We start from the raw sequence: 25,617 nt of genomic DNA, 5'->3' as shown, positions 1-25,617 counted from the left end.
GGCCGCTACATCCGGTGACGGATATCGTCGCGCAGGGCCTGCTTGTCGATCTTGCCGACCTTCGTGACGGGCATGGCGTCCAACAGGATCACTCGTTCGGGAAGTTTGAACCGCGCGACACCGGCCCGGTTCATCACCGCGACCACATCGTCTGGTCCGACCGGGTGACCGGGCGCGACGGTCAGATAGAGGCACAGCCGCTCACCCAGGACCGGGTCCGGCATGGCCACCGCGGCGGCCGCTTCCACACCCGGTATCCGGTAGGCGAAGTTCTCGATCTCCTCGGCGGAGATCTTCTCGCCGCCACGGTTGATCATGTCCTTGTCCCGTCCGGCGACGACGAGATTCCCGTCCGGGCGGCGGATCACGATATCCCCGCTGCCGTACCACCCGTCCGCGGTGAAGGCCCGGGCATTCTGCTCCGGGGCGCGGAAGTAGCCGCGCGGAGTGTAGGGCCCGCGGGTCAGCAGGGCACCGGGGGTGCCGTCGGGGACCGGAACCCCGGATTCGTCGACGACCAGGATCTCGTCGGCCGGGCACACCGGCCGGCCCTGGGTGGAGACGATCACCGCCGGGTCGTCGTCGAGCCTGGTCATATTGATCAATCCCTCGGCCATGCCGAACACCTGCTGCAACCGGGCCCCGAGTACCGGTTCGACGCGGGCGGCCAGTTCGTCGGGCATCCGGGTGCCGCCCACCTGGAGTACCCGTAGTGTCGAGATGTCGATCTCCGGGTGCGCGCGCCCGAATTCGATCCAGCTCTGCGCGACCGCGGGTACCACCGCGGCCACAGTCACCCCCTCGGCGGCGACGGCCGGCAGCGCGCGTTCGGGTGCGGGGGAGGGCAGCATCACGACCCGCCCGCCCGCTGTCAGCGCGCCCAGGATGCCGGGGCAGGCGAGGGAGAAATTGTGGCTGGCGGGCAGTGCGCCGAGATACACCGTGTCACGATCGAATCCGGCCACCTCGGCACAGTGCGCGATATTGCAGAGGTAGTCGTCGTTGGTGCGGACGATGAGTTTCGGAAGTCCGGTCGTTCCGCCGGACAGCAACATACAGGCGATATCCGAGCCGCCCGGTTCGAAGCCGCCGTCGGCGAGGCGGGCTGCCCGGTCCGCTGAGTAGAGCGGGTATTCGGGCACCGCGGTACGCTCCCCACCCGGTGCGTGATCACCGTGAACCAGGACGGCCCGGATTCCGGTGACGGCCCGGCACACCTGTTGCGCGACGGCACGCAGATCGGTACCACGATCGGTTCCCGCGATCACCAGGGCCCGGGCCCCGGCGATGTCGGCGATATGGGTGAGTTCGTGTTGCCGATGGGCGGGCAGCGCCATCACCGGTACCAGTCCGGTTTGGAGACAGCCCAGTGTCAGCGCGACGAATTCCCAGCAGTTCGGCAGTGCGACGACCAGGCGGTCACCGGGGACCAGACCGAGGTCGAGCAGGGTGCGGGCAATCGAGCCGGCCCGGTCCCAGAGTTCCCGGTAGGTCAGCCGGGTCGCGCCGTCGACCACCGCGATCCGGTCCGGGCCGCGGTCGATCGTGCCGGCGATCCGGGATGCCAGCGAAATTCCCTGCCAGTAGCCTCTTTCGCGATATTCCGCGGCGACCGGCCGGGGCCAGGGCACAGTACCGTCGATAGTGATCATCTCAGTCCGTCTTCCGGATTCGCAGGGTGGGTGACCGATCTCGTGACCACCGCGTCCAGCGCGATGAGGCCGTCCGCGGTCAGCCGCAGGGGATTGATCTCGAGTTCGCCGATCTCGGGCTGCGCGGCGAGCTGGTCGCCGATCGCGGCGATGATCCGGGCGAATGCCTCGCGGTCGAGTACCGGACCGCCGCGCCAGCCGTCCAGCAGTGGTGCGGCCCGGAGGTCGTCGAGCATTGCCGCGGCCGCGGCCGAATGCAGCGGGAGCCCGCGCACGGCGATATCGCCGAGGGCTTCCGCGGCGGTGCCGCCCAGTCCGGTGACCACCACCGGGCCGAAAACGGGATCGCGCCGAGCACCGACGAACAGGTCGATCCCGGCCTGGGCCATCGCCTCGACCAGGTAGGCGTGGGCGCCCGCGCGGTCCAGTGCCACCAGCGCGGTATCGAGTTCGGCGGCAGTCCGGATACCGAGGTGCACTCCGCCGATATCGGTTTTGTGGATCACGCCGGAGTCGAGGATCTTCACCGCCACCGGTGGAGTCAGCTCCCGTAACGCGCGATGGGCTGCGTCGTGATCGCGGCAGATACGACGGGGTGGCGTCCGCAGGCCGAGGGCGTCGAGCAGATCCTTGGCCGCCGCCTCGTCGGCGGGCAGGGTGATTTGCGGTACGGGTTCGACAGTGCGCGCGCGGATTGCCTGTCCCTGGCGGTAGCGTGCGCGGGCGTCGGCGACCAGGGCGGCGACGCCGGTGGCGAGAGCGGTCGGCCCGGGCAGTACCGGAATGCCGTCGGCGGCCGCCGCGGTATGGGCGAGCACGGCGGCCGGGCCGCCGATGCCGAGCACCACCGGCAGGTCCCGGTCGATATCGCCGCCGTGTACCGCCTCGACCGGGTTCACGGCGTCGGGTTCGGCCAGGGCGTACACGGCCAGCGCGTGGACATCCGGATCGCGCGCCGTTACGGCCAGCACCTCGCCGAAATTCGGTCCCGGGCGGCCGGTGTCCACCGGGTTGGCCTGATAAGTCAGCGGTGGCAGCAGTTCGGCGAGTTCCGCGCGCGTCCGCTCCCTCAGCTGCGGCACCCGGACACCTGCGGCCTGTAGACCGTCGAGCACCACCAGGCCCGGGCCCGCCTGCGCGGTGACCACGCCGATACCCGGGTCGGGATGAGCGGGTAGTCGCACCTTGCTCAGCACGGCGAGCGCGTCGACGAGCTGCTGCTCGGAGTCCACGACCACCGCGCCGGCCTGCGCCAGCAGTGCGCGGGTCGTCCGCCACGAGGTGGCCAGCGCGCCGGTGTGGGATCCGGCGAACGCCGTGATATCGCTGCGGCCGACGACCAGCGCGGCAACGGGTTTCATGGCGGTCACCGCCCGGACCGCAGCGAGCAGGGCGGGTCCGTCGTCGACCGATTCCAGATGCAGCGCCACCGCCGAGATCGCCGGATCGTGGCGGAGGTGATACAGGACGTCGACCTCGGTGATATCGACGCGATTGCCCAGGCCTACACCCAGTCCGACCCCGACCGATTGTTCGGACAGCAGGAACGACAGCGCGTGGTTCATCCCGCCGCTCGCGGCGACCACCGCGACCGGGCCGGACCGGATGTGCTCGACGGCCGGAACGAAACTGACCGTGGCGGACCCGGGCCGGAAGAATCCGGAGGTGTTGGGCCCGAGGATACGGATACCTGTCTCCGCGGCGATCCGAGCCAGCTCCCGCTGTTGTGCCGCCCCTTCCGGCCCTGCCTCGGCGAATCCGCCGGAACAGATCAGCGCGGCACCGACACCGCATGCGGCGGCCTCGCCGACGGCGGCCGGGGTCGCGGCGGCCGGGATGCAGAGCACGGCCAGATCCACCGGACGGCCGTGGCTGCGGCACGCCTCCCGCAGGTTCGGTACGAACCCGTCGGCCTCGGTCGCGGGGTTCACACCGAACACAGCAGGGATTCCACCGCCCCGGCGCACAGCGGCGGTCATCGCGGTGCCGAGTTTGCCCGGAGTGACGGAGGCGCCGACGACGGCTACCGATTCTGGCCGGAAGAGCCGGTCCAGGCCACGGATCTCGGGTTCGGCGCGGGTCGTCATCGGGTCGCCTCCCTCGCGGAACCGCCGGGCCCGCTGTCCGGCTCGAAGAGCACGGCGTCCGCCCGGCCCGCCAGTACCAGGGTCGCCGCACAGTCGCGTTCGCCCACCGCGCGCCGTTCGCGTACCGAATCGAGCCGGTCTGCGACGACCACGGGAATTCCGCGGCGCAGCCGCAGATGTTCCGCGCACAGTACCCGGGACAGGGCGGTGCCGCTGTGCACGACGACGGCCGAGGGCGCCCGATCCGCCACCGCGTCCACCGCGGCCAGATCGCTCGCGCGCAGCGAGCTGCCCGTGAGTTCCGGGGCCGCGAACAGCCGCGGAGTCCCGGGCGGTGCGGTATCGGTGGCGACGAGAGTGATACTGCCGTCACCGAATTCCAGTGCGCGAGCCGTGCGGGTGATCGGCCGGAGCAGCCGCGTCGCGACCACTCGGTCACCGATCCGCAGCGGCGTGTCCAGCGGGGGCGCGCCGTGTTCGGCGAGCCAGGATTTCTCGACGGCGGCGACGAAAGCGGGGTCGCGCAACCGCACTTTCTCCGCCGAGATCGCCCGGCTGAAGAAATGGAACGCGAATTGCCAAGGCGCGAGCATCCGGTGGTATTCGCCGAAATGATCCCACCAGGACAGGCTCGGCACCGATGACCGGTGGATCCTGTCCACCTGCGGCTGCCGGATCCGCTGGAACCGGTCCAGGGCCGCCGGGATGTCCCTTGGAGATTCCGCCAGCGACCCGGCCAGGGCGGCTGCGTCCTCCATGGCCATTTTCGTGCCGGAACCCACCGAGAAATGCGCGGTGTGGACGGCGTCACCGAGCAGAACGACCGGCGTGCCGGCCGTACCGGTCGCAGACCAGCGCTCGGTGCGGCGGGTGCGGAAGTTCGCCCACCGCGAGTTGTTGGCGACCAGTGGCTGCCCGTCGATCTCGGCGGCGAAAAGCTGCTCCAGATATCGCTGGGTGCGGTCGTCGGAGGGGCCCGGTGGCCGGGAGGTGTCGAAATCGTCCAGCCCGGCGCGGCGCCGGGTTTCCTCGTCGGTTTCGACGATGAAGGTGCTCAGGCCGCTGCCGATGGGGTAGGCGTGTACCGCGAAATTGCCGTGCTCGGACTCCTTGTGCAGGAAAGTGAGCCCGTCGAACCGGAACGTCGTACCGAACCAGATGAACGCGACCGCCGAGTCGGTGACGGTATGACCGAGGGCGGCGGCGAAACGGCCACGGGTGGCGGAATTGGCGCCGTCGGCGGCCACGATCAGGTCGTAGTCGCCGGTCCGGTCCAGATCGTCCACCTCGGCGGCAGTTTCGTAGTGGACGTCCACCCCGAGTTCGGTGGCGCGACCACGAAGCGCTTCCAGGAGTGTCCGGCGATGGATGGCGGCCATCCCGTTACCCGCGGCGGACAGCACTGTGCCCTTCGACCGGACGCTGATGGTGTCCCAGTGTTGCCCGTCGGCGGCCAGCGCGTCACGCAGTACCGGGTCGACGGTGTCGATGGTGTCCAGCGTCGCGTCGGAGAAGACGACGCCGAATCCGAAGACATCCGAGGCCCGGTTGCGTTCGAAGACATCGATCCGGGAGCCGGGCACCGCCTGCGCGAGTGCGATCGCGGTGAACAGCCCGCCCGGCCCGCCACCCACGCACGCCACGCGGAGCGACTGCCGGTCCGCCGGAGGCTCAGCCGGCATCGGTGCCGTCCTCCGCCCGCTCGGTCCGGCCCAGAATCGCGGCGATCACCGAGTGCAGCGCCGCCACCGGATCCTGCCGGGAATCGGCGGCCCGCCAGGCCACCATATGGTCGGGGCGGACCAGGATCGCCCCGTCCTCGTCCACCTCCGCGATCGCCCGGTAATCGCCGTAACTGTCCTCGTAATCGCAGCCGCGCCCGATCGTGCGCACCCGGATCGGCAGTCCGAACCGTGATTCGACCGCGGCGGCGGCCTCCTTCCAGATATCCCCGCCGATACCGGTGATCAGGGTGAATTCGCCCTTCCCGCACAGATCGAAGGTGGACACCCGGCGCTGATCGCGGGTCACCCAGACGTGCGGGAGATGCCGTCCCGGCCGCGTGGACGCGAAGTAGTACACCTCTTCGTCGCGCGGAGCCGGTGTCGCCGGGCTACCGTCGGGGATCACCGCCGCCGAACGGTAGTGCTGGTTCAGTTCCACCCCGTGGGTGTTGAAGCACATGATCGTATCCGCGATCGCTGCGTCGAACGCGTGCCGTCGGTCGGCGGCCTCCGGGCGGCGCAACCGGTCCAGTGCCGTGCGCATGGTGTCCACGTCGGGTGAAGGCGGCAGTTGCAGCGCCATGAACAGGGGCGGCATCAACTCGTTGCTCGCGGTCGCGCGGCGCACGATCTGCTCGGCCACCGGGAGCCGTTCGTCCCGATAGGTGCTCAGCAGGCCGGGTTCGGCCCGATCGCGCAGGACCAGCGCGAGTTTCCAGCACAGGTTGTAGCTGTCCTGGATGGAAGTGTTGGATCCGAGCCCGTTCATCGGGGAGTGCCGGTGCACCGCGTCGCCGACGCAGAAGACCCGGCCGGACATGTTGTCGGTCGCGTACATCGAGTTCACGGCCCACGTCGACATGGATTCGATCTCCACCGCGACGCTGTCGTCGCCGATGAGCTGGTGGACGACACCGATACCGAGCTCCTCGGTGAGTTCGACCGGGCCCGCGGCGGGGTCGTAACCCCAGACCGCGACCCATCGGTCCCACGGCCGCACCATCCGGAGTACGCCGATACCGTTGCCGCCGTGCCCGACTCCGGGTTGCATGAACCAGTACATATCGCCGGGACGATGCCGCACATAGTCTTCGAGATCGGCGCGGAACACGATATTGATCGAGGTGTCCGCGCCCGCCTCACCGACGAGCGGCAGCCCCAGCTGTGCGGCGACCACCGAACGCCCACCGTCCGCACCGATCAGATAGCGGGACCGGATCTCGTACTCCGATCCGGTCACCCGGTCCCGGACCGTGGCGGTGACCCCGGCATCGTCCTGGGCGAAGTGGAGCAGTTCGGTGTCGAACCGCACCTGCGACCCTCGGGACGCCGCCGCGTTCACCAGGACCGGTTCGAGCTGGTCCTGTGGGAAATCGCAGACCGAACAGGGGCTGGCCAGATCGTGTTCGGCCCGGAAATGCGGATGGGTGTACCAGGTCCGCAACCGGCCCAGTTCGGCACCGGCGAGGCTGGTGGCGTACACGTGCTCGCCCATCAGATGCTGGGGGGTGGCGCGGCGGAGCACTTCGTGTTCCAGCCCGAGGTCGCGGAAGACCTCGACCGCGCGCTGATTGGTGATGTGGGCTCGCGGGGTGTTCGCGACGCCGCCGTGTTTGTTCAGCAGTACGGTGCGGATCCCGTAGGTGGCCAGTAGCGCCGCGGCGGCCGAACCGGACGGCCCGGCACCCACGATCAAGACTTCGGTATCGACGACATTGTCAGTGTTCATGGCTCGGTTTTCTTCCGGGAGAACGAGGTCCGGCTCAGCGGGCCTCGGTGAGGAACTGGCGCAGCATCGCCACATAGCGGGTCTGCTGTTCGATCTGGACCCAGTGCCCGCAGTGGTCGAAGATGTGCAGTTGCGCGTTGGGCAGCTGCTGCTGCAGGTAGATGCTGGACTCGGGCAGGACGAAACGGTCCTGGAGACCGTGGACCAGCAGGAACGGATGGTGCATCCGACGCAACGCCGACGGTGGCACGGCCATCTGGGTGGGCGGCGAGGAGAACGCGCTGCGGAAGGACCGCTGTACTTCGGGACGCAGGAGATCGCGGTGGCGTTGCGCCACGATCTCGGCGAAGGAATCGCCCAGGATCTTCTCGTCGTACACGAACCAGCGCATCAGCGCCTCGAACGCTTCGAGGCAGGGATCGTCGTAGAAGGTCACCATGCGGATCACTTCCGGGGTCGGTGCCGACGCGCCGCCGGCGCTGCCCATCAGCGAGACTCGGTCGAAACGGTCCGGTGCGGTCATCACCAGATGCATGGCGACCGAGCCGCCCATGGAATTGCCGACCAGATGGGCCTTTTCGATACCGAGTTCGTCCATGAGGGCCAGGACCTGGCGGACCCGCAGCCGGATCCAGGCGGTGAGGCTGCCCGGCAGCTCCGCCGGATGATCGGTGGTGCCGTAGCCCACCAGATCCGGTGCGATCACCCGGTAGTCGCCGGCCAGCAGCGGTATGAAACTGCCCCAGTTGCTGCGTGCGGTGGCACCCGGGCCGCCACCGTGCAGCAGGATCACCGCGGGCGCGTCCGGTTCGCCGCTGTCGAGCACCCGGCTCGCATATCCGTCGGTGGATACGGTCTTCTCGCTGATCACGGACATGGGAATCGGTACTCCTCGCGGGTCAGGCTTCGGTGGTGGTGTTCATGATGTGATCGCCGGCATGCGGTACGTAGTCCGTCGGGCCCCACATGGTGAGCGCGGTGGCGATCTCGTCGCTGGTCCATTCGATCGGCTCCCAGTCGGGGTCGAGGATCAGATAGCTGTTGCTGAACAGTTCGACCCGGTGCCCGCTGCCGGGATCGCGCACGTACAGGAAGAAGGCCTGACTCACGCCGTGCTTACCGGGACCCTGGTCGGGCGTGATCCCGTGCTCGGCCAGGATGTCCGCCGCACGCAGCAGGTCCTGGGCGTTGTCCAGCCAGTAGGCGACGTGGTGCATGCGGGCGGGGGTCGGGGCGTGCGGGTCGGCCATGACCGCGATGTCGTGCACCAGCGGGGTCACGCTCATCCAGCCGCCGATCACCTGATCGGGTCCGGCGGTGACGTATTCGCGCAGCTTGAAACCGAGTTTGTCGGCCAGCCACCCGTGCACCCCGCGCGGTTCGTGCGAGGTCCACAGGTTCACGTGGTCGATCCGGCGCGGCGCGATCCCGCGGTTCCAGGACCGGTAGACCTGGTTCTTCAGCACCGACCGCTCGCCTTCCGGCGCCAACGGCTTGTCCACATCGAAATACATCGAGAAACGGTGACCGGTCGGCATCCGGAAACGAATGGCGTCGCCGATTCCGGGCTGCGTGCCCGCCGCTTCCCGGGTGGTCTCCACGCCGGACCCGGCGAATAATTTCTCGAATTCGGCGACATCCTCCGGCCGTTTCACGCGCCAGCCGACATGATCCATATACGCGCGGTCGCCGGGCCGCAGTACGAGACTGTGATGTTCGAATTCCATATTCGCGCGCAGGTAATACGCTCCGCCGGATTCCTCGGTGATCTCCAGGCCGAGGACTTCGTGAAAGAACCAGAGCGATTTCTCGATATCCGGGGTGACCAGGGAAACGTAGCCGAGTTTCGCGATTTCGGGGTGTGGCACGGGAACCTCTCCATTTGCCGGGCTGTGAACCGAGTCTCACGGTAGGAGCCGCGGACCGTTGCCCGCATCGTGCGCCGTGTCGTACATTCGCCCCGAAGTTCCGACACAGTGTCGGACGGAGGAGAGCGTCGGCATGAGTCTCGACACCACCCTGCAGGACCTGGCCGATCGGCTGCACAAACCCCTGGTCGTACTGGATATCGACCGGCGTGTGATGGCGGTGAGTGTGCACGAGACCGACCTCGACCGGATGCGTCTTTCACTGCTGTTCGCGGGCCGGGCGCTGGCGCTGACCGACGAGATGACCAAGCGTTACCGGCTGTCGTCGGCGACCGGTCCGGTGTATGTCCCGGGTCATAACGACGAGGTCGCCCGTATCGTCGTTCCGCTGCGCAGCCGCAAAAGACTTTTCGGTTACCTGTACGGCTGGGTGGATACACCCGGCTCCGCCGGAATTTCGGACGAGGAACAGCGTGAGTTCATCGATGCGGCCCCGGAACTGGGTCGGCAACTGGCCCTGCGGCTTGCCGAACTGCAGCACGGAATGGAACATTCCCGGCATTTGCTGACCGGTTTGCTCGGTGACTCCGATGCCGATAGGTCTCGGTGTGCTTTCCGGCTGCTGGACGAGGGCCGGATCGATCACGGCGAGCAATATTCGGTACTGGTCTACCGCACTCCGGACACGCAATCCGTTTCGGAGACGGGAATGGCGGTCGAGGCCACCCTGGATTTCGTCACCCGCTCGACCACAGTCAAGATCGTCGGCGCCGTGGTGGGGTCCGAGGGGATTCTCGTCTTTCCGCGCCGAGTGGATCCGGACCGGCTGTCGGCCATCATGGCCCGGTCGGGGCTGGAACCGGTTCGGGCGGGGATCGGCAGCACGGTGGATTCGCTGGACCGTGCCGTCGTCTCCTATCGCAGGGCTCGGCTGGCCTGGCAGGCCACCCGGGCCGATCCGGCCCGCTACGGCCGTATCGCCTACTGGGACGGTCTCGGTGCGGATCGCTTGCTGTTGCGGTTACCGCTGGACGAGCTCACGGTGGACGATCTCCCGGCCGGGGTCGGGCGGTTGCTCGCGGCCCCGGCCGCCGCCGAATCGGCCGACACCCTGGAGTCGTATCTGGCCGCGGGCGGTGATGTCCAGGAGACTGCCCGCCGGCTGGGAATCCATCGCAGCACTCTGTACAGCCGATTGCATCGGATCCGCGAGGTCACGGACTGCGATATCACCGACGGGGTGGTCCGCTCGGATCTGCACACCGGGCTGCGGGTGGCCCGGCTCGCCGGGCTGCTCCCGGCTGCCTCGTCGTCGGAAAGTACTTGAGCAACAGCTGATATTCGCGTTGCGAACGACGATCGGTTCGGGTGGCGGCCACCCTGGGCGGCCGCCGAACGGGCGCGGCGTCTCCGGTATGCCGATACGCAGCCGGCGACGAGTCCCGCGGAGCGGGTATATGTGCGGGGTCGTGGGTGACCCGGGTGCGCCGACCCGGCGGAATACGCTTGCACCGGACGGCGATCAGCGGTCCAATAGCCGGCGATGCATTCCGAACGAGATCTCACCGGTCGGGTGGCCGTGGTGACCGGAGTGGGGCGCCGCGCCGGTATCGGCTATGCGGTCGCCCGGCGGCTGGCCGATCGGGGCGCTGCCCTGTACCTGACCCATTGGCGACCGCACGACGAGGAACAGCCTTGGGGCGCAGATGATCTGGACGCGGTCCGGCGCGGATTGTCGGCCGCGCCCCGCCTGGTGGACCACAGCGCCGATTTCGCCGATCCGGCCGCCCCGGACGCGGTCGTGGCCGCCGCCGTCGCCGAATTCGGGCATCTCGATATCCTCGTCGCCGGCCACGCGCGTAGCGGCGGTGACGGGACCCTGTTCGATATCGATGCCGCGACGCTCGACGCGCACTGGGCCGTGGATGCCCGTTCGGTGCTGCTGCTCACCCGTGCCTTCGCCCGGCAGTTCCGGCCCGATCGTGGTGAAGTCGCCGATCGCGGCCGGGTGATCTGGATGACCTCCGGACAGCATCTGGCACCGATGCGCGCCGAGATCGCCTACGGTTCCGCGAAATCGGTGCTGGCGGGGATGACGGCGACCGTCGCCGACGAGCTCATCGACCGTGGCATCGTGCTCAACACCGTCAACCCCGGCCCGGTGGACACCGGTTTCCTCACCCCGGGCACCACCGATCTTCCCGTGGATCTCGTCGCCGAGGTCCACGCTGCGTTCCCGCGGGGCCGAGCCGGCCGGCCCGACGACCCGGCCCGGTTGATCGAATGGCTGGTATCCGACGCCGGTCGCTGGGTGGTCGGGCAGGTGCTCGACTCCGAGGGCGGGTTCCGGCGTTCCCGCTTCTGACGGCGCACTCACCTGGCGGCCTCCGGGTGAGCGCCCGGGATGCCACTCAGGCGTTGTTCTTCGCTCCGGCTCCGGCGTCGACCGGGAACACCATCCCGGTCAGGTGGGCGCTCGCCTCCGCGGCCAGGAAGAGCACCACCCGGGAGACCTCCTCCGGTTCGAGGGCCGCGACCGGTTGCAGGTGGGTCAGCCCGCCGAGGATCGGTGCGACATCTTCCCAGGTGGGATCGGTGAGATCGGGCCGGAACCGGCGGTACATGGCCTCGTTCTGCACCATCGGCGTCGCGATATTGCCCGGGGCGACGGCGTTCACCGTGATGTTGTGTGCGGCGAGCTCCATCGCCAGTGATTTGGTCAGGCCGACGACACCCCATTTCGACGCCACATAAGCGGCCATCGCCGGGCTCGCGCCCCGGCCCATCATCGACGAGGTGGTGATGATCCGGCCGTACCGGCGGGCGATCATGCCCGGGGTGACCGCGGCCAGGGTGTTGAACACGCCGGTCAGATTGCTGCCGATGACTTCGTGCCACAGCTCGCAGGTGTGTTCACCGATCGGCGCCACCCCGGTCACGCCCGCGTTGGCGACCGCGATGTCCACCGATCCGAGTTCGTCCTCGGCGCGCCGTACCAGTTCCTGCATCGCGGCCCGGTCGGCGGTATCGGCCCGGACGCTCACGCACCGCCGGCCCAGTGCGGTGACCAGCTCTTCGGTCTGTGCGAGGTCGGACGGGGTGCCGAGCGGATAGTCCAGGGCCGCACTGTCTTCGCAGCGATCACAGAGGACGATATCGGCGCCGCGTTCGGCGAACGCGAGGGCGTGTGCGCGCCCCTGCCCGCGCGCGGCACCTGTGACCAGTGCGACCCGGCCCTGGAATTCCTGCGACATCTTGTCCTCCTCGGGTGCGCGATCCGCGCACGGCAGTGGGATCGGCCGCGGTCTGTGCGCGGCGGGTGGATCGGGCCGCGGTCTGCGCGCGGCGGGTGGATCGGGCCGCGTCTGCGCGGTCCGTGCCGCTCACGGTAGGGCGCGTGAAGGCGGCGCCGCGGCCCGCGCTCTCACTGGCCGGGACCGCGACCTCCGGGCCGCGGTCCCGGATCGGTAGCGTCGACTCCGCAGACGGGTAGTCCCACCCGGTACGGAGCGGCCGAGGTTCGCGGCCGGTGCTGCCGGGACGATGGTGGGACGAGAAAGGGGCGCCGATGCCGAGAATCGCCGAAACGCGCGATGCCGCGGCACCCAGTTCCACCGAGCAGCATGCCCGGGTGGTCCGGATACTCGCCGCCGCCGCCACCCTGGCCACCGGTAAAGAGCTCGAACGGGTCCAGATGCACGAGGTGGCGAAACTGGCGGGTGTCGCGGTCGCAACCCTGTACCGCTACTTCCCGTCCAAGACCCATCTCTTCGTCGCGGTCATGCTCGATCAGATCGATCGGATGAGTGCGAAATACGCCCGGCCCATGGATCCGGAGCAGAGCGCGAAGGACGGGGTCCACGACACATTGCTCCAGGTGGTTCGCGGTTTGCTGCGCCGTCCGCTGTTGGCGACGGCGATGATCCAGTCCAACAGCACGGCGAAGGCATCCGCTGTTCCCGATACCGCCGGAGTGGATCGCAATTTCCGGCAACTGCTCTACGACGCCGCCGGTATCGAACAGGTCACCGAACGGGACGCCCGGCTTCTACGGGTGCTGATCCACTCGGTTTTCGGCATCATCCAGTCCTGCCTCAACGGGCGGATCACCATCGCGGACGCCGAAGCGGATCTCCGGGTGGCCTGTGATCTGCTGCTCGCGGAATGGCCGGAGTCGTTCACGGCGGGATGACACCCGGGGCACCGGAGCGGTTCGTACGGACGGAGATGCGCGGCTCGCGGTTCCGGCGAGCCGCGCACCGGGGTCAGGCGGTGAGACCGCGCCGGACCACCTTTCCGGTCGCATTGCGCGGCAGCGGTTCGGTGGTGATCCGCCAGCGGGTCGGCACCTTGAAGTACGACAACCGTGCGGCGGCGAACTCGCGTAGCTGTTCCTCCTCGACCACGGCACCGGGCCGGGTGACGACGATCGCGGCCACCTCCTGTCCGAGATCCTGATGCGCGACGCCGACGACCGCACACTCCGTGACGTCGGCATGTTCGTCGAGGCACTGTTCGATCTCGGTGGGGTAGACGTTCTCGCCGCCGCGCAGGATCAGATCCGATCGGCGGCCGGTGAGCCGCAGTCGGCCGTCCGCGAGAATGCCGAAATCGCCGGTGCGCAACCAGCGGTCGGCAGTGATCGCCGCGGCGGTGGCCGCCTCGTCCGCCCAGTATCCGAGCATGACGAACGGGCTCCGCACACACACCTCGCCCTCGGTGCCGTCGGGTACCCGCTCGCCGAACGGGTCACGGATCTCCACGGATACGGTGAGGATCGGCCGGCCGAGGGTGCCCGGGTACTGCTGGAGATCAGCGGTGGTGGCGACCGCGATCGCGGTACTGCACTCGGTGAGTCCGTAGCTGTCGACCAGTGCGTCGCGGGCGAACGGGAACCGTTGCCGCAGCCGATCCTTGAGCGCGATCGAGGAGGGAGCAGAGGCCAGCGCGAATCCGGTCAGGGAGGAGAGATCGTAGCGGTCGGTATCGTCGTGTTCGAGCAGTCGCGACGCCATGGTCGGGACCGCGCCCCAGTTCGTGACCCGCTCTCGTTCGATCGTGCTCAGCACCTTGTCCACGGTGAACGCGCCCTGGTACATCACCACTGCGCTCCCCGTCGCGAGTCGCGGCACGATCAGGTTGTGCAGGCTGGCGATATGGAAGAGCGGCGAGGACAGCAGGTAGCGCAGCGGGCTCGGCTCGGTATCGGAGTAGGCGCGTCCGGTGAATTCGGCGCCGAGCGCGTCGGAGAAACGGTGGTAGTCGACAACGGCCAGAAGGTTGCGTTGCGAATGCAGCGCACCTTTGGGCCGCCCGCTGGTACCGCTGGTGTAGAGGATGACCGCCGGATCGTCCTCGTCGATATCGGCCTGCGGCAGTTCGGCGCCGGAACGGGCGGCGACGAGCCGCGGCACATCCTCCTCGACCGTGAGGACGGTGATCCCCGCGGTATCGATATCGGCCAGCAGGGCGGCGCGCCTGGCATCGACGATCAACACCGTCGGCCGACAGTGCCCGAGACCGTACTCGATCTCCCGGGGCATCCACCAGCTGTTGAGCCCGACACTCACGGCGCCCAGGCATTGTGTCGCCCAGAAGGTCATCACCCATTCGGGACAATTGGCCGCCAGAATCGCGACCCGGTCACCCCGGCCCACCCCGTACTCGTCGCGCAGTGCGGTCGCGAGGGCGGCCACGGCAGCCAGATGCTGCCGGTAGGAGATACGGCGGTCGGCCGTCACCAGGTAGTCCCGGTCCTCCCAGGCGCGCGAGGCCGCCACCAGCTCGCCCAGCGTCCGGCCGCGACGGCGCATCACGGGCATGGTGGCGCCGAGGACCTCTTCGGGGACTATCTCGAAACGGCCACCCGGGCCGGTCAGTCGGGTGATGACTTCGTTCAGCCGCTGCGCTGCGTCTGCCGGTGTCGTCATGGTGGCGCCTCTCTCGTTCACGGTGCCCAGCTGCTGGCAACCTCTCACGGCTCGCCGGAAAGCCCGGCCGGCGTTGCCACTGAGCGAGACCGCGCTCACAACGGCTCCCGCCGTCGCGGCTAGCGTTCGGCGCCGCGGGTGGCGGAACCACCGGAAGATATGCCGTGGTGCGGGCCGAGGGCCGGCCCCTGCGGTCCCGCCCCGCGCTGCCACATCACAGCGAAGAACGGGAGACGAGCGGCAATGGGTGCACTGGACGGCAAAGTCGCCATCATCACCGGGGGCGGACAGGGAGTGGGGCAGGGGATCGCGTACGCACTCGCCGCGGCGGGTGCGTCGATTGCGGTGGTCGGGCGGACGGAGGCCAAACTCCACGCGACCGCCGAGCACATCCGGGCGGCGGGCGGCCGGGCCGAGCCGGTCGTATGCGATATCGGCGCCACCGATCTGCTGCAGCCGCTGGTCGAGCAGGTGGCGGGGTTGTTCGACGGAATCGATATCCTGATCAACAACGCCGATCAGAGTGCGCTGGGCCCGCTGCTCGATATCACTCCCGAGCTCATGGACCAGGCGCTCACCACCGGGCCGGTGGCCACCCTGCGTCTGATGCAGGCATGCCATCCGTATATGAAGGCTCGCGGCGGTGGCGCGATCGTCAATATGGTCACCTCGGCGGCGGTGCGCTGGGATGCCAGCGGGTACGGGCTGTACGCGGCGACGAAGGAGGCGATGCGTTCGCTGACCCGGACCGCCGCCAGCGAATGGGGACGGGACGGTATCCGGGTGAACGCGGTCGCCCCGCATGCGCTCTCACCTGGGCTGAAATGGTGGACCGAACACAACCCGGAGGAGGCGGCCGAGTTCGTCGCGACCATCCCGCTCGGCCGGATCGGTGACTGTGTGGACGATATCGGTCGCGCCGTCGCCTTCCTGGTGGGACCGGATGCCGGCTATCTGACCGGCGCGACCGTTCCGCTCGACGGTGGTCAGGCCCGCTGGTCCTGACCGGCACCGGCACGATCCGGCCGGGGCGGTGTATGCCGCCCCGGCGGTTGGGCTGTTCCGCGCAGATAACTCGCCGATTCTGCTCCGCAGGCGCCGACGAGTGCTACTGTGATTCGAGAATCAATTTCAGTTTTTGCCTATGAAAGGCTTCTGAACAGCTCATTTGGAGATGTCGATGACCATCATTGATTCGGGTACGGGCGCTGCCGAGCAGGCCGGGAAGCCGGACCTGCCGCCGTCCATGGTCGAGCGGATGACCCGGATCCTGGATGCGTTCGACAGTCGCGCGACGCGGTTGTCGCTCGAGGAGGTCGCGCGCCGCGCGCAACTGCCCCGATCCACCGTCTACCGCATCCTGCATCAGCTGACCCAGTCGAGCTGGATCGAGCACACCTCGCTGGGCTACGCGCTGGGCCGTCGTGCGCTCGGTCTCGGCGGCCGGGACGGGAACGACCGGATCCGGGCGGCCGCGGCACCACTGCTGCACGAACTGCATCTGCGGACCGGGATGGTGGTGCACCTGACCGTGCTCGACGGTGGCGACAGCCGGTATCTCGACAAAGTGGGCGGGCCCTTCGCCGCCCGGCTGCCCTCCCAGGTGGGCGGCTGCGCTCCCGCCTACTCGACGGCCGGTGGGAAGGCGATTCTGGCAGGTCTGGAGCCGGAGGCCGTCGACCGTCTCTATCGGACCTCCCTGGCCCGCCGCACCGGCAATACGATCGCCGAACGCGCGACCCTGCACCAGGAACTGAGCCGGATCAGGCTACGCGGCGGACTGGCCTTCGACGACGGCGAATCGGTCCCCGGGGTGGCCTGTATCGGTGCCGCGGTGCGCGGGCACAGCGGACCGGTCGCGGCGGTATCACTGTGCGGCGACGCGCGTTCCGTACGGTTCGACCACGTGGCACCGCTGGTGGTGAACATATCCCGTGAGGTGTCGAGCACCCTGTTCCCTGTACCGCCCGAGCGGGTCGGCGGCCCGGAGCATCGACGATTCCAGGTGGCCGGGACCCGCTGAGCGCGCACGTCGTGCGCGGCGGCGCGATCCCGGCCCGTGGGCCCCGGTACGCCGGGTCTCACTCATCGGAAGGTGCTGTGTGCGAGGGGCGCTCCGCCTGGCAGCCTCGGGAAGAGGACCGGGTGACCGGCGGCCGAATCGCGCGGGGACGTCCCGGACGGCGTCGCGTGCCACGCGCACCGCGAGAGATCGAACAGGAAGTTGTTGCCATGGGTGAGGTTCTGGACCGGATCGAGCAGTACGCGGAAGAGATTCGCGCCGAGGGCGCCGTGGGCGACGAACTCATGCGCCTTTCCGATACCTCGGCGCGGCGGCTGCGGGAATCCGGCGCGATCCGGATGCTGCAACCGAAGGCGCACGGCGGACTCGAATGCCATCCACGTGAGTTCGCGGAGACCACGATGGCCATCGCCGCGATGGACGGGGCGGCCGGCTGGGTCACCGGGATCGTGGGCGTCCATCCGTGGGAGCTCGCCTTCGCCGATCCCCGCGTGCAGGACGAGATCTGGGGCGCTGATCAGGACACCTGGGTCGCCTCGCCCTACGCGCCGATGGGGGTGGCGACTCCCGTCGACGGCGGTTATCTGCTCAACGGACGATGGTCGTTCTCCTCGGGTACCGACCACTGCCAGTGGGCTTTCCTCGGCGCGCTGGTCGGTGACTCCGCCGGGAAGCCGGTGATGCCGCCGAACTCCCTGCACGTGATCCTGCCCCGTTCCGACTACCGGATCGTCGCGGACTCCTGGGACGTGATCGGACTGCGCGGCACCGGTTCCAAGGATCTGATCGTCGAGAACGCCTTCGTGCCGGACTACCGGACCCTCTCGGCGGCCGAAGTGATGGACGGTACCGCTGTTCGGCGGGCCGGTCGCACCGAGACGCTGTACCGGATGCCTTTCTCCTGCATGTTCCCCCTGGGTATCACCTCGGCGGTGATCGGTATCGCCGAGGGCGCGCTGGCCTGCCATATCGCGGCGCAGCGGGAGCGGGTCGCGGTGACCGGAATCCCGATCAAGGACGATCCGTACGTTCTCTTCTCGATCGGTGAGGCGGCCGCCGAGATCGCCGCTTCGCGGGCCGCGCTGCTCGAGAATGTGGATCGGTTCTGGGACAGTACGGAAAAAGGCCGGGAGACGAGTTTCGAGGACCGCGCGATCGGCCGGCGTACGCAGACCGCGGCGGCCTGGCGCGCGGTACGCGCGGTCGACGAGATCTTCGCGCGGGCCGGTGGCGGCGCGCTGCACTACCGCTTTCCCATGCAGCGCTTCTTCCGCGACGCGCACGCCGGATTGGCACACGCGATCCATGTGCCCGGTTCGATCTTCCACGCCTCGGCGCTGACGCAACTGGGCGGCGAACCGCAGGGCATCCACCGCTCGATGATCTGAACGCATCCACTCGATCCCCGCCGCCGACCGGGCCCGCGTGAATTTCCGCCCCTGCCTCGACCCGGGCGAGGCCGTCGAGGACGGCCGTCGGTTCACGCGCTCCGCGGACGACTCCCACCCGGCTCGCGTCCAGCGTGTGGGCATCGAACCTGTTGTCCGGAGTGCGAAGTCCTCGAGCTCTTCGATATCGGCCGACCGCAAGGTATCCGGCCTCTTCGCCGGTGCGCGCCCACCCGGCCAGGGTGTGCGGGGTCGATGCCGCGCCCGAAGCCGGGCACGTTGATACCGAAGTTCATGCCGGGATTCCTTCGAAGGTCAACACGATCTTGCCGAGCAGTCCACCGGCCTCGAACTCGCTGTGAGCTGCCCGAACCTGTCCGAGTGGGTAGGTGGCAGCCACTCGCAGCCGCAGTCGGCCCGTGTCGACGAATCGGGTGAGCTGTGCGAGTTGGCGGCCGTCCTCCTGGACGTAATTGCGGGCCGCCCCGGCGATGTCGGGCAGCGGGTCGTCGGAAATCGACAGGTAGCGGCCACCGGTGGCCAGTGCGCGGGAGACATCGACACCGGCGGTGTCGAACACCGCCGCATAGGCTGCGGGGTTCAGGTCGGTGGGGTCGCTGGTTGCCTGATCGGCGCCCAGGTCCCGTGCCGCGTTCAGGTGTTCGTCTCGTGATACGAGGGCATCGACTGCGATCCCGGCGGCGCGGGCAAGCTGGACGGCCAGCCCGCCCACCGCGCCCGCTGCGCCGGTGATCAGCAGCCGCTGCCCGTGCCGCAGATCGAGTGCGTCCAGTCCCTGCCGGGCCGTCAACCCGGCGAGGGGTAGTGTGGCGGCTTCGATCAAGCTGACGGTGGTGGGGGCCGGGGCGAGCAGGCGTGCGGGTAGCGCGACGAGTTCGGCCCAGGTGCCGCGGCCGGTGGCGATCTGCGCGGACATCGCGATCACCCGGTCACCTCGCCGCCACCGTGGATCGTTGCTGGTGACTACGATGCCGGCCAGGTCCCAGCCGAGCGTCGCGGGCAGTGTTCCGGCATCCTGGGCGCGGGTCTTCCAGTCCACCGGGTTGAGACTGCTCGCGGCGGTGCGCACCAGCACCTCACCCGGGCCCGGCTGCGGATCCGGGATCGTCTGCACGGTCAAGACCTCCGGGCCGCCGTGGCGGTCGATGCGGACAGCATGCATCACAGTTCTCCTGTTCGACGAAGCGCAAGAGGGGGACTCGGGTCAGGACGCAGCGGCCGGTTGGGGTGTCGCATCCGCATCCGCGTCGGCCGGTTCCGTGGGGTTACGGGGGACAGCGAGGTAGGACAGTGCCAGGCCGAGCAGGCTCAGCAGCGCCCCGGCCAGGCCGGTCCAGCGCAGTCCGCCCGCGGCCACGATCGCGCCACCGAGCACCGATCCCGTGGCCGCGCCCAGGTTGAAGGCTCCGACGTTGACCGATACGGCCAGTGTCGGCGCGTCTCCGGCGTGCTCGAGGATCAGGCCCTGCAACGGCGCGATGGTCGCCGTCGCCAACAACCCCAGCGTCAGCACCGCGAGCACTGCCGAGGGCTGCCATACGAGCATGAACGGGAACAGCGCCAGCACACCGGCCAATCCGCCGAACACCGCGCGCACCGTCGCGCTCAGCGACCGATCCGTCAACCGGCCCGCGGCGAGGTTCCCGACGACACTGCCCGCCCCGTAGGCCAGCAACAGCACCGACACCGTTGAGGCCGCGAATCCGGTGACTTGCGTCAGCAGCGGCGCGATATAGGTGAAAACGGTGGCCACACCGGCGAAACCGACCGCGGTCGTGGCGATCGACACCAGCACCGGGCGCTGTGTCACCACCCGCAACTCCTTCCGGATGCTCGTCTGCTGGGCCGCCTCCGTGGGCAGCACTGCCGCCAGCAGCACGGTCCCGACCAGAGCCAGCACCGTCAGCACCACGAACGGAGCCCGCCATCCCGCGCGTTCACCCAGCAACGCGCCCAACGGAACACCGAGCAAGGTGGCCACGGTGAACCCCGAGGCCACCGCCGCGATCGCGGTGCCGACCTTCTCCGCCGTCACCACCTGAGTCGCGGTTACCAGCGCCAAGGCCAGGAAAGCGGCATGACTCAGCGACGACACCACCCGTCCGGCCAGCAACAGCTCGAACGACGGCGCCCACGCGCTCAACGCGCTCCCGGCAGCGAACAACAGCATCAACCCCAACGCCACCGCCTTGCGCGGCAACCGGGCCGTCGCGATCGTGACCAACGGCCCGCCGATCACCACGCCCAGTGCATACGCGGTCACCGCCTGTCCCGCTGTCCCGACCGACACCCCCAGATCCGCGCCCACCTGAGGCAACAAGCCGGCGATCAAATATTCGGAGGTGCCGACCACGAATACGCCGGCGCACAACGCCGCCAGTACCCCGTAACTCTTTCTCATAGCCTGGACGGTAAACTCTGACATCAGTGTCAGAGTCAATCCAGGATGAGTGAGGTCACATGCGTATCGGAGAGCTGTCTCACCGGACCGGTGTCCACGAGCGGTTATTGCGCTACTACGAAAAACAAGGGCTGCTCCAGCCGACCCGCCGTCCCAGTGGCTATCGCGAATACTGTGAGAGTGACCTCGACACCGTCCGCCGCATCCGCAGCCTGCTCGCCGCAGGACTGAACACAGCCACCATCGCCACCGTGCTGCCATGCCTGCGCGACGACGACCAACGGCTCGTCCCGACCTGCTCGGACCTGGTCACCGACCTCTGCCGAGAACGCGACCGCATCACCGCGGCCATCACCGAACTGCAACACTCGCGCGCCATGCTCGACGCCGTCATCACTGCCGCCCCCGACGACGTCACCGCCCGAGCCCGAGTCGACCTCGCCGCGCTCCAAACCACCTGACGATCCCAGCCACGCGACCACACTGATATGGGTAAATCCACTGTCCGCCAGTGTGTTGGATCTCGTGTCTGCGAGCGGGGAGATTCTCGTGTCCACCAACAGCCGACGCTGTGGATCTCGTCTCAGCGCCTGTTCTGTCGTCGGTGCGATGCCCCCGGACTTTCCAGCGCCGGCCGGGTCCGGCGAGCGGGCGGGCAGATCGGAACCCGTAACATTCGCCGCGCGGCTTCCCGTCCCCGCGCGCCGATACGGTCGGCGCGCATCCGGAGCCGTGGCCGGGTGCGCTGATGGAGGGTCGAGGAGCAGGATGCAGCGGGAGTGTGCCGGTGCTGGGTAAATGGTTCCGGAAACGAGTCGCCGAGCCGCTGGTGAGCGACGTGATTCCCGATACCGCGCGTGCCGTGGAGAACCCTATCCGGCGGGCACAGGGGGCGGCGGACTCCGCGGCGACGGCGATCCCGGGCGGCGAGTTCGACGGCGGTCGGCGGCTCGGGCAGTCTGTCGATGCGGCGTCACCGCCCGCCGCGGAAGTGTCGGTTACTCCCGCGGAACATGTGTCGGCCGAGTTCTCGCCGGCCATGTCCGGATCGCAGGTGCATGCCACTCTGGCGGAGCTTCTGGGTGATCGTGGTGCCGCCGAGATCGCTGCGCTACCGGTGAATCACGGGCTGCGGATCGCGGGCCGGGACGGGGTTCGGCTGTTCTGTACACCGGCCACCGGCGGTAGTGGCGCGACGGTCAGCGGATGGGTCGAGGAGGTACGGATTCCGCCCGGCGGGATACTGGAAGACACCTGGGGAGGTGCCAGGATCGGCGAGTTCACGTTCGCCCGGCCCGAAGACGGGACCGCCACTTCTTGGTCGGCCAGGATGCTCGGGGATCGCAAGCAGATCGGCCGCACCGCCGAGAGGTTGCCCGCCGAACTCGCCGGTGTGACGGCGGGCTTCGACACCGAACAGATCCGTTCGACGGTGGCCGACGCGGCCGAGCGGATGTCGAAGGACAAGACGGCCCGCCGTGGCGGCGCGCTGGATATCGAAGGCAGTGGCGATCGACTCACTGTGCGCGCATCCGCCGGTGTCCTTTCCCGGGAGTTGACCGCCCCCGAGTTCGTCCTACTCGATTCCACCCTCACCCGTACCGAAGGCACCTGACCGAACAGGCGATCGCGGCGTGACCGAATACGTCCCCCTGGGGTTCAGTCCGGGCGCCGGCGCACCGCGTCGGAGACGACCGTCGCCACGAACTTCTCGACGGCCGAGGTAGTGGGTGGGCCGGCGTCGCGGTCGGTGAACAGCAGATGACCGCCACCGACCAGGGACAGGGTGAGCGATTCGATATCGGCATCGGCTGCGATGCGACCTTTTTCCCGCTCGTCGGCCAGATAGCCGGAGATCGCGGTGGTGGCCTCGGCGAGAATCGCCATACCCCCACCGGGCCGGGCACGGCGCAGTCGCGCGCGGAGTTCGTCACGGAAGGTGATGAGCGGGATGATCGCCACCGGAACCGGACCGAACAGGGTGGTCAGCGCGATGGTCAGATTGGCGACCACGGTGCCGGTGCCGGCGGCGTTGCGCAGTTCGTTCCCTTGTGCTTCGAGCTGGGCGGCCCGGTCGAGCACGAGTGCGGCGAGGAAGGCGTCGAAGTCGGTGAAGTGTCGGTGCAGTACGCCTTTGGCGCAGCCCGCCTCGTCGGTGACGGCCCGGCTGGTCAGTCCGTTCGGCCCGGCGCGAAGCAGTATGCGTTCGGCGGCGTCGAACAGCTGCTGCCGCGCGTCGCGAAGGTGCACCCCAGTCGGCACTCGGAGATCCTCTCGTGCGTTCGGCTCACCGGCGCGTTTGCCGAGTGGGCGTGTGCCCACTAGAGTGGGCGCATGCCCACGATATCGCAGGAGCATCCCGAACATTCGCCGGAGCCCGGGGGTTCGCCGGGAATCGCCACCTCGTTCGGCGTGGACGCGCAGCGCTACGACCGGGCCCGGCCCGGGTACCCCGGCACCCTGGTGACCCGAATCCTCGCCGGGACTTCCGGGACGGATGTACTGGACGTCGGGTGCGGTACCGGCATCGCGGCCGCTCAGTTCCGGGATGCGGGCTGCACGGTGCTCGGTATCGAACCCGATGCGCGGATGGCCGAGTTCGCACGAGCTCGCGGTCTACAGGTCGAGGTCGCCACCTTCGAGGCATGGCAGCCGGGCGAGCGGATGTTCGATGCGGTGATCGCCGCGCAGTCGTGGCATTGGGTGGACCCGGTCACCGGCGCCGCGAAGGCGGCCGACGTGTTGCGACCGGGCGGCCGGCTGGCGATTTTCGGGCATGTGTACGAGCCGCCGGCGGAGGTGGCCGAACCGTTCGCCGCCGCCTTCCGGCGGGTGGCGCCGGACTCCCCGTTCAGCGGCCAGCCGGCGCGGCGGCCGCTCGAGCTCTACCGCGCCGGATACGCGGAATTCGCCGACCGGATCCGCAGGACTCGGCAATTCGGCGATCCCGAACAGTGGCGATTCGACTGGCAGCAGTCCTATACGCGCGACCGATGGCTGGAACTGCTGCCCACCACAGGCGGCCTCACCCGGCTCCGTGCCGATCAGCTGGCCGAAATACTGGACGCAGTGGGCGAGGCCGTCGACTCGCTGGGCGGATCCTTCACGATGGATTACACCACTCTGGCGACGGTCGCCACCCGCGTGGACGCCTCCTGACATTCTCGCCTGCGCCTGCGCCTGCGCCTGCGTCCACGGCCGGATCGGCTTGCGGGAGTGGGCGGCGAGGGCTGCCGGAACCCGGCATCTCCCCCGGTGGGGGCGGTAATCTCGCCCACGTGTCGATGCACGAGATCGAGGATCTGGTCGAATGGTCGGTGCGGGTGCTGCATACGCGGTATCCGGCGGCGGATCGACGGGTCCGGGATTTGTTCGGTGAGTTGTACGCGTTCCAGGGCGGGTACGACTGCTCGTTCACTCATTTCCGGGTGATGGAGATTCTGCTGGAGCGGGAGTACTGCTATCGGTTCCGGATCGAGGAGCATCCCGAGTACGCCCGGCGGCGTGAATTCTTCGACAGCCTGACAGGTTTCACCGCACTCGCGGAGATCGACGTCGCTGAGGAGGAACCCGACCTCGGTGGGTGGCCGGCAGAAGGGTATGTGGATCCGCCGTATCTGTACTGCGACGCCGGGTCGGCACTGTGGCGGCGTCTGGTGGATCTGGGAACGATCCGGGGCAGCGGCGCCGAACCGGTGCGGAAGATCGCCACGGCCGATGTGGTTCGCGAGGTGGTACTCGCCGCCGAAGTCGAGGGCGATATCGAGCTGATCGCCCTATGGCATGCGCTCGGCCCCCGCGCGCTGCTGCCGGACGTCCATACCGAGGACCCCTGGGAAATACCCGCGCTCGCGCAGATCCGCGGCATCGCGGTGCGCACCGGCGCCACCACGTTGGAGCTGCCGAACGGGTACCGCCCGCCGCCGGAATACTACGAGGACGATGAACTCGAAGCGTGGTGGATGGGCCACGACGCGCCCGTCTGACCCACGGCCCGGCGCCGCGGGACCGCGACCACCGCCCGCCGGGCTCCGGTCACCGGCGGTGGGTCATCTCGGTGAGCCGCAGGTCGCGGGTGCGTGATTGGTGGGTCTCCATGGTTTTCGCGGCGCGTTCGGGGTCGCGGTCGCGGATCGCTTCGAAGATCTGGGTGTGTTCTTCCTCGATGAGGTCCAGGTTGTCCCGGGTGCGCGAAACCGCGCCGTCGTATACCCGCAGCCGGGCATCGAGGAGGGCCATCAGTTCCAGGGCTGTCGTGTTGTGCGCGGCATGGCGCAGTGCGACATGCCATTCCGCGTGCCGGTCGAGGCGCTCCTGGCCGCTGAGTCCGCGGGTGGACTCCAGCAGGTGCCGGAGTTTCGCGAGATCGAACTCGGTGCGCCGGGCAGCCGCGCTGCGGGCGACCGTGGCCTCCAGGGCTATTCGGGCCTCGCAGATATCCAGTATCTCCTCGGGCGTGCGGATCCGGACGACGAAACCGCGCGATTCCTTCGTCATGAGGCCTTCGACTTCCAGGCGCATCAGGGCTTCGCGGACGGGGGTGCGGGAGACGCCCAGGTCCGCTCCGACATTCGCGGGGACCAGCAGGGTGCCGGGCGGGTAGGTGCCGCCGACGATACGGGCGCGCAGTTGTCGATACGGCGAATCCGATGAACCACGGGATTCGGGCATAGGGAAGTTTCTCCTCGGAGCGGGAACGCGATCGTTCACCGATACCACAGTCGTGGCGGGAAGAACAGAGTTCTGAACGCAACTGTATACAACTGGCGACACTTGCGTACGACCGCTCTACCG

At 68.7% G+C, this 25,617-nt stretch carries 22 protein-coding genes; 10 read left to right on the top strand and 12 right to left on the bottom strand.

The features are described from left to right. Nucleotides 1-5: 5 nt before the first annotated feature. From ACWCPQ_RS03765 to ACWCPQ_RS03740, 6 genes are read right to left on the bottom strand one after another with little or no spacing between them, the layout of a single operon-like run. Nucleotides 6-1,652 (bottom strand): (2,3-dihydroxybenzoyl)adenylate synthase, encoded by a 1,647-nt coding sequence (locus ACWCPQ_RS03765; RefSeq protein WP_449894285.1) that lies wholly within the window; start codon nucleotides 1,650-1,652, stop codon nucleotides 6-8. Further along, complete coding sequence (locus ACWCPQ_RS03760) at nucleotides 1,649-3,739, bottom strand: acetate--CoA ligase family protein (RefSeq protein WP_449894283.1); 2,091 nt, start codon at nucleotides 3,737-3,739, stop codon at nucleotides 1,649-1,651. The genes ACWCPQ_RS03765 and ACWCPQ_RS03760 overlap by 4 nt, the downstream gene beginning before the upstream one ends. Continuing rightward, nucleotides 3,736-5,421, bottom strand: a complete 1,686-nt coding sequence (locus tag ACWCPQ_RS03755) for an FAD-dependent monooxygenase (RefSeq protein WP_449894281.1) — start codon at nucleotides 5,419-5,421, stop codon at nucleotides 3,736-3,738. Before ACWCPQ_RS03755 ends, ACWCPQ_RS03760 begins: the two co-directional genes overlap by 4 nt. Beyond that, a complete protein-coding gene (locus ACWCPQ_RS03750; protein ID WP_449894279.1) occupies nucleotides 5,411-7,192 on the bottom strand; it encodes an FAD-dependent monooxygenase in 1,782 nt (593 codons plus the stop codon). Before ACWCPQ_RS03750 ends, ACWCPQ_RS03755 begins: the two co-directional genes overlap by 11 nt. Before the next feature lie 34 nt (nucleotides 7,193-7,226). After that, on the bottom strand, nucleotides 7,227-8,069 hold the full coding sequence (locus ACWCPQ_RS03745) for an alpha/beta fold hydrolase (protein WP_449894277.1): 843 nt from the start codon (nucleotides 8,067-8,069) through the stop codon (nucleotides 7,227-7,229). Between the two features lie 22 nt (nucleotides 8,070-8,091). After that, nucleotides 8,092-9,060 carry a VOC family protein gene (locus tag ACWCPQ_RS03740; protein WP_449894275.1) on the bottom strand — a complete coding sequence of 323 codons (969 nt, stop codon included), beginning with the start codon at nucleotides 9,058-9,060 and terminating at the stop codon, nucleotides 8,092-8,094. Nucleotides 9,061-9,193: 133 nt separating this feature from the next. On the opposite strand from ACWCPQ_RS03740, the gene ACWCPQ_RS03735 reads away from it, so the two are divergent. Together ACWCPQ_RS03735 and ACWCPQ_RS03730 are read left to right on the top strand one after the other, a co-directional pair. Next, on the top strand, nucleotides 9,194-10,387 hold the full coding sequence (locus tag ACWCPQ_RS03735) for a PucR family transcriptional regulator (RefSeq protein WP_449894272.1): 1,194 nt from the start codon (nucleotides 9,194-9,196) through the stop codon (nucleotides 10,385-10,387). A 216-nt stretch (nucleotides 10,388-10,603) separates the two neighbouring features. After that, complete coding sequence (locus ACWCPQ_RS03730; RefSeq protein ID WP_449894270.1) at nucleotides 10,604-11,425, top strand: SDR family oxidoreductase; 822 nt, start codon at nucleotides 10,604-10,606, stop codon at nucleotides 11,423-11,425. A 46-nt stretch (nucleotides 11,426-11,471) separates the two neighbouring features. Here ACWCPQ_RS03730 and ACWCPQ_RS03725 read toward each other — a convergent pair whose 3' ends face one another. Then, entirely contained in the window at nucleotides 11,472-12,314 is an 843-nt protein-coding gene (locus tag ACWCPQ_RS03725) for a mycofactocin-coupled SDR family oxidoreductase (RefSeq protein WP_449894268.1), read from the bottom strand. A 314-nt stretch (nucleotides 12,315-12,628) separates the two neighbouring features. On the opposite strand from ACWCPQ_RS03725, the gene ACWCPQ_RS03720 reads away from it, so the two are divergent. Then, nucleotides 12,629-13,252: a TetR family transcriptional regulator gene (locus tag ACWCPQ_RS03720; protein ID WP_449894266.1), complete on the top strand. Its 624-nt coding sequence runs from the start codon at nucleotides 12,629-12,631 to the stop codon at nucleotides 13,250-13,252. A gap of 73 nt (nucleotides 13,253-13,325) precedes the next feature. Here ACWCPQ_RS03720 and ACWCPQ_RS03715 read toward each other — a convergent pair whose 3' ends face one another. Then, a complete protein-coding gene (locus tag ACWCPQ_RS03715; RefSeq protein WP_449894264.1) occupies nucleotides 13,326-14,990 on the bottom strand; it encodes a class I adenylate-forming enzyme family protein in 1,665 nt (554 codons plus the stop codon). 243 nt (nucleotides 14,991-15,233) lie between these two features. On the opposite strand from ACWCPQ_RS03715, the gene ACWCPQ_RS03710 reads away from it, so the two are divergent. The 3 genes from ACWCPQ_RS03710 to ACWCPQ_RS03700 all read left to right on the top strand — a co-directional run bounded on the left by ACWCPQ_RS03710 (nucleotide 15,234) and on the right by ACWCPQ_RS03700 (nucleotide 18,401). Then, nucleotides 15,234-15,995: an SDR family NAD(P)-dependent oxidoreductase gene (locus ACWCPQ_RS03710; RefSeq protein ID WP_449894262.1), complete on the top strand. Its 762-nt coding sequence runs from the start codon at nucleotides 15,234-15,236 to the stop codon at nucleotides 15,993-15,995. Between the two features lie 175 nt (nucleotides 15,996-16,170). After that, nucleotides 16,171-17,013 (top strand): IclR family transcriptional regulator, encoded by an 843-nt coding sequence (locus ACWCPQ_RS03705; protein ID WP_449894260.1) that lies wholly within the window; start codon nucleotides 16,171-16,173, stop codon nucleotides 17,011-17,013. A gap of 209 nt (nucleotides 17,014-17,222) precedes the next feature. Then, complete coding sequence (locus ACWCPQ_RS03700) at nucleotides 17,223-18,401, top strand: hydroxylase (RefSeq protein ID WP_449894258.1); 1,179 nt, start codon at nucleotides 17,223-17,225, stop codon at nucleotides 18,399-18,401. Nucleotides 18,402-18,693: 292 nt separating this feature from the next. Here ACWCPQ_RS03700 and ACWCPQ_RS03695 read toward each other — a convergent pair whose 3' ends face one another. Together ACWCPQ_RS03695 and ACWCPQ_RS03690 are read right to left on the bottom strand one after the other, a co-directional pair. Continuing rightward, complete coding sequence (locus ACWCPQ_RS03695) at nucleotides 18,694-19,584, bottom strand: NADP-dependent oxidoreductase (protein WP_449894255.1); 891 nt, start codon at nucleotides 19,582-19,584, stop codon at nucleotides 18,694-18,696. Nucleotides 19,585-19,626: 42 nt separating this feature from the next. Then, complete coding sequence (locus ACWCPQ_RS03690; RefSeq protein WP_449894253.1) at nucleotides 19,627-20,823, bottom strand: MFS transporter; 1,197 nt, start codon at nucleotides 20,821-20,823, stop codon at nucleotides 19,627-19,629. 59 nt (nucleotides 20,824-20,882) lie between these two features. On the opposite strand from ACWCPQ_RS03690, the gene ACWCPQ_RS03685 reads away from it, so the two are divergent. Next, nucleotides 20,883-21,284, top strand: a complete 402-nt coding sequence (locus ACWCPQ_RS03685) for a MerR family transcriptional regulator (RefSeq protein WP_449894251.1) — start codon at nucleotides 20,883-20,885, stop codon at nucleotides 21,282-21,284. A 320-nt stretch (nucleotides 21,285-21,604) separates the two neighbouring features. Next, nucleotides 21,605-22,438 (top strand): hypothetical protein, encoded by an 834-nt coding sequence (locus tag ACWCPQ_RS03680; protein ID WP_449894250.1) that lies wholly within the window; start codon nucleotides 21,605-21,607, stop codon nucleotides 22,436-22,438. A 44-nt stretch (nucleotides 22,439-22,482) separates the two neighbouring features. Here ACWCPQ_RS03680 and ACWCPQ_RS03675 read toward each other — a convergent pair whose 3' ends face one another. Further along, nucleotides 22,483-23,085 carry a TetR/AcrR family transcriptional regulator gene (locus ACWCPQ_RS03675; RefSeq protein ID WP_449894248.1) on the bottom strand — a complete coding sequence of 201 codons (603 nt, stop codon included), beginning with the start codon at nucleotides 23,083-23,085 and terminating at the stop codon, nucleotides 22,483-22,485. A gap of 72 nt (nucleotides 23,086-23,157) precedes the next feature. On the opposite strand from ACWCPQ_RS03675, the gene ACWCPQ_RS03670 reads away from it, so the two are divergent. Next, nucleotides 23,158-23,982: a class I SAM-dependent methyltransferase gene (locus ACWCPQ_RS03670; protein ID WP_449894246.1), complete on the top strand. Its 825-nt coding sequence runs from the start codon at nucleotides 23,158-23,160 to the stop codon at nucleotides 23,980-23,982. A 119-nt stretch (nucleotides 23,983-24,101) separates the two neighbouring features. Continuing rightward, nucleotides 24,102-24,809, top strand: a complete 708-nt coding sequence (locus ACWCPQ_RS03665; protein ID WP_449894245.1) for a hypothetical protein — start codon at nucleotides 24,102-24,104, stop codon at nucleotides 24,807-24,809. Nucleotides 24,810-24,858: 49 nt separating this feature from the next. Here the strand turns inward: ACWCPQ_RS03665 and ACWCPQ_RS03660 are convergent, their stop codons facing one another. Further along, nucleotides 24,859-25,494 (bottom strand): GntR family transcriptional regulator, encoded by a 636-nt coding sequence (locus tag ACWCPQ_RS03660; protein ID WP_449894243.1) that lies wholly within the window; start codon nucleotides 25,492-25,494, stop codon nucleotides 24,859-24,861. Nucleotides 25,495-25,617 lie beyond the last annotated feature (123 nt).

Source organism: Nocardia sp. NPDC001965, from assembly GCF_053594175.1.
The sequence above is the reverse complement of the archived record's forward strand: the minus strand, read 5'-3'. Positions and strand labels throughout refer to the sequence as shown.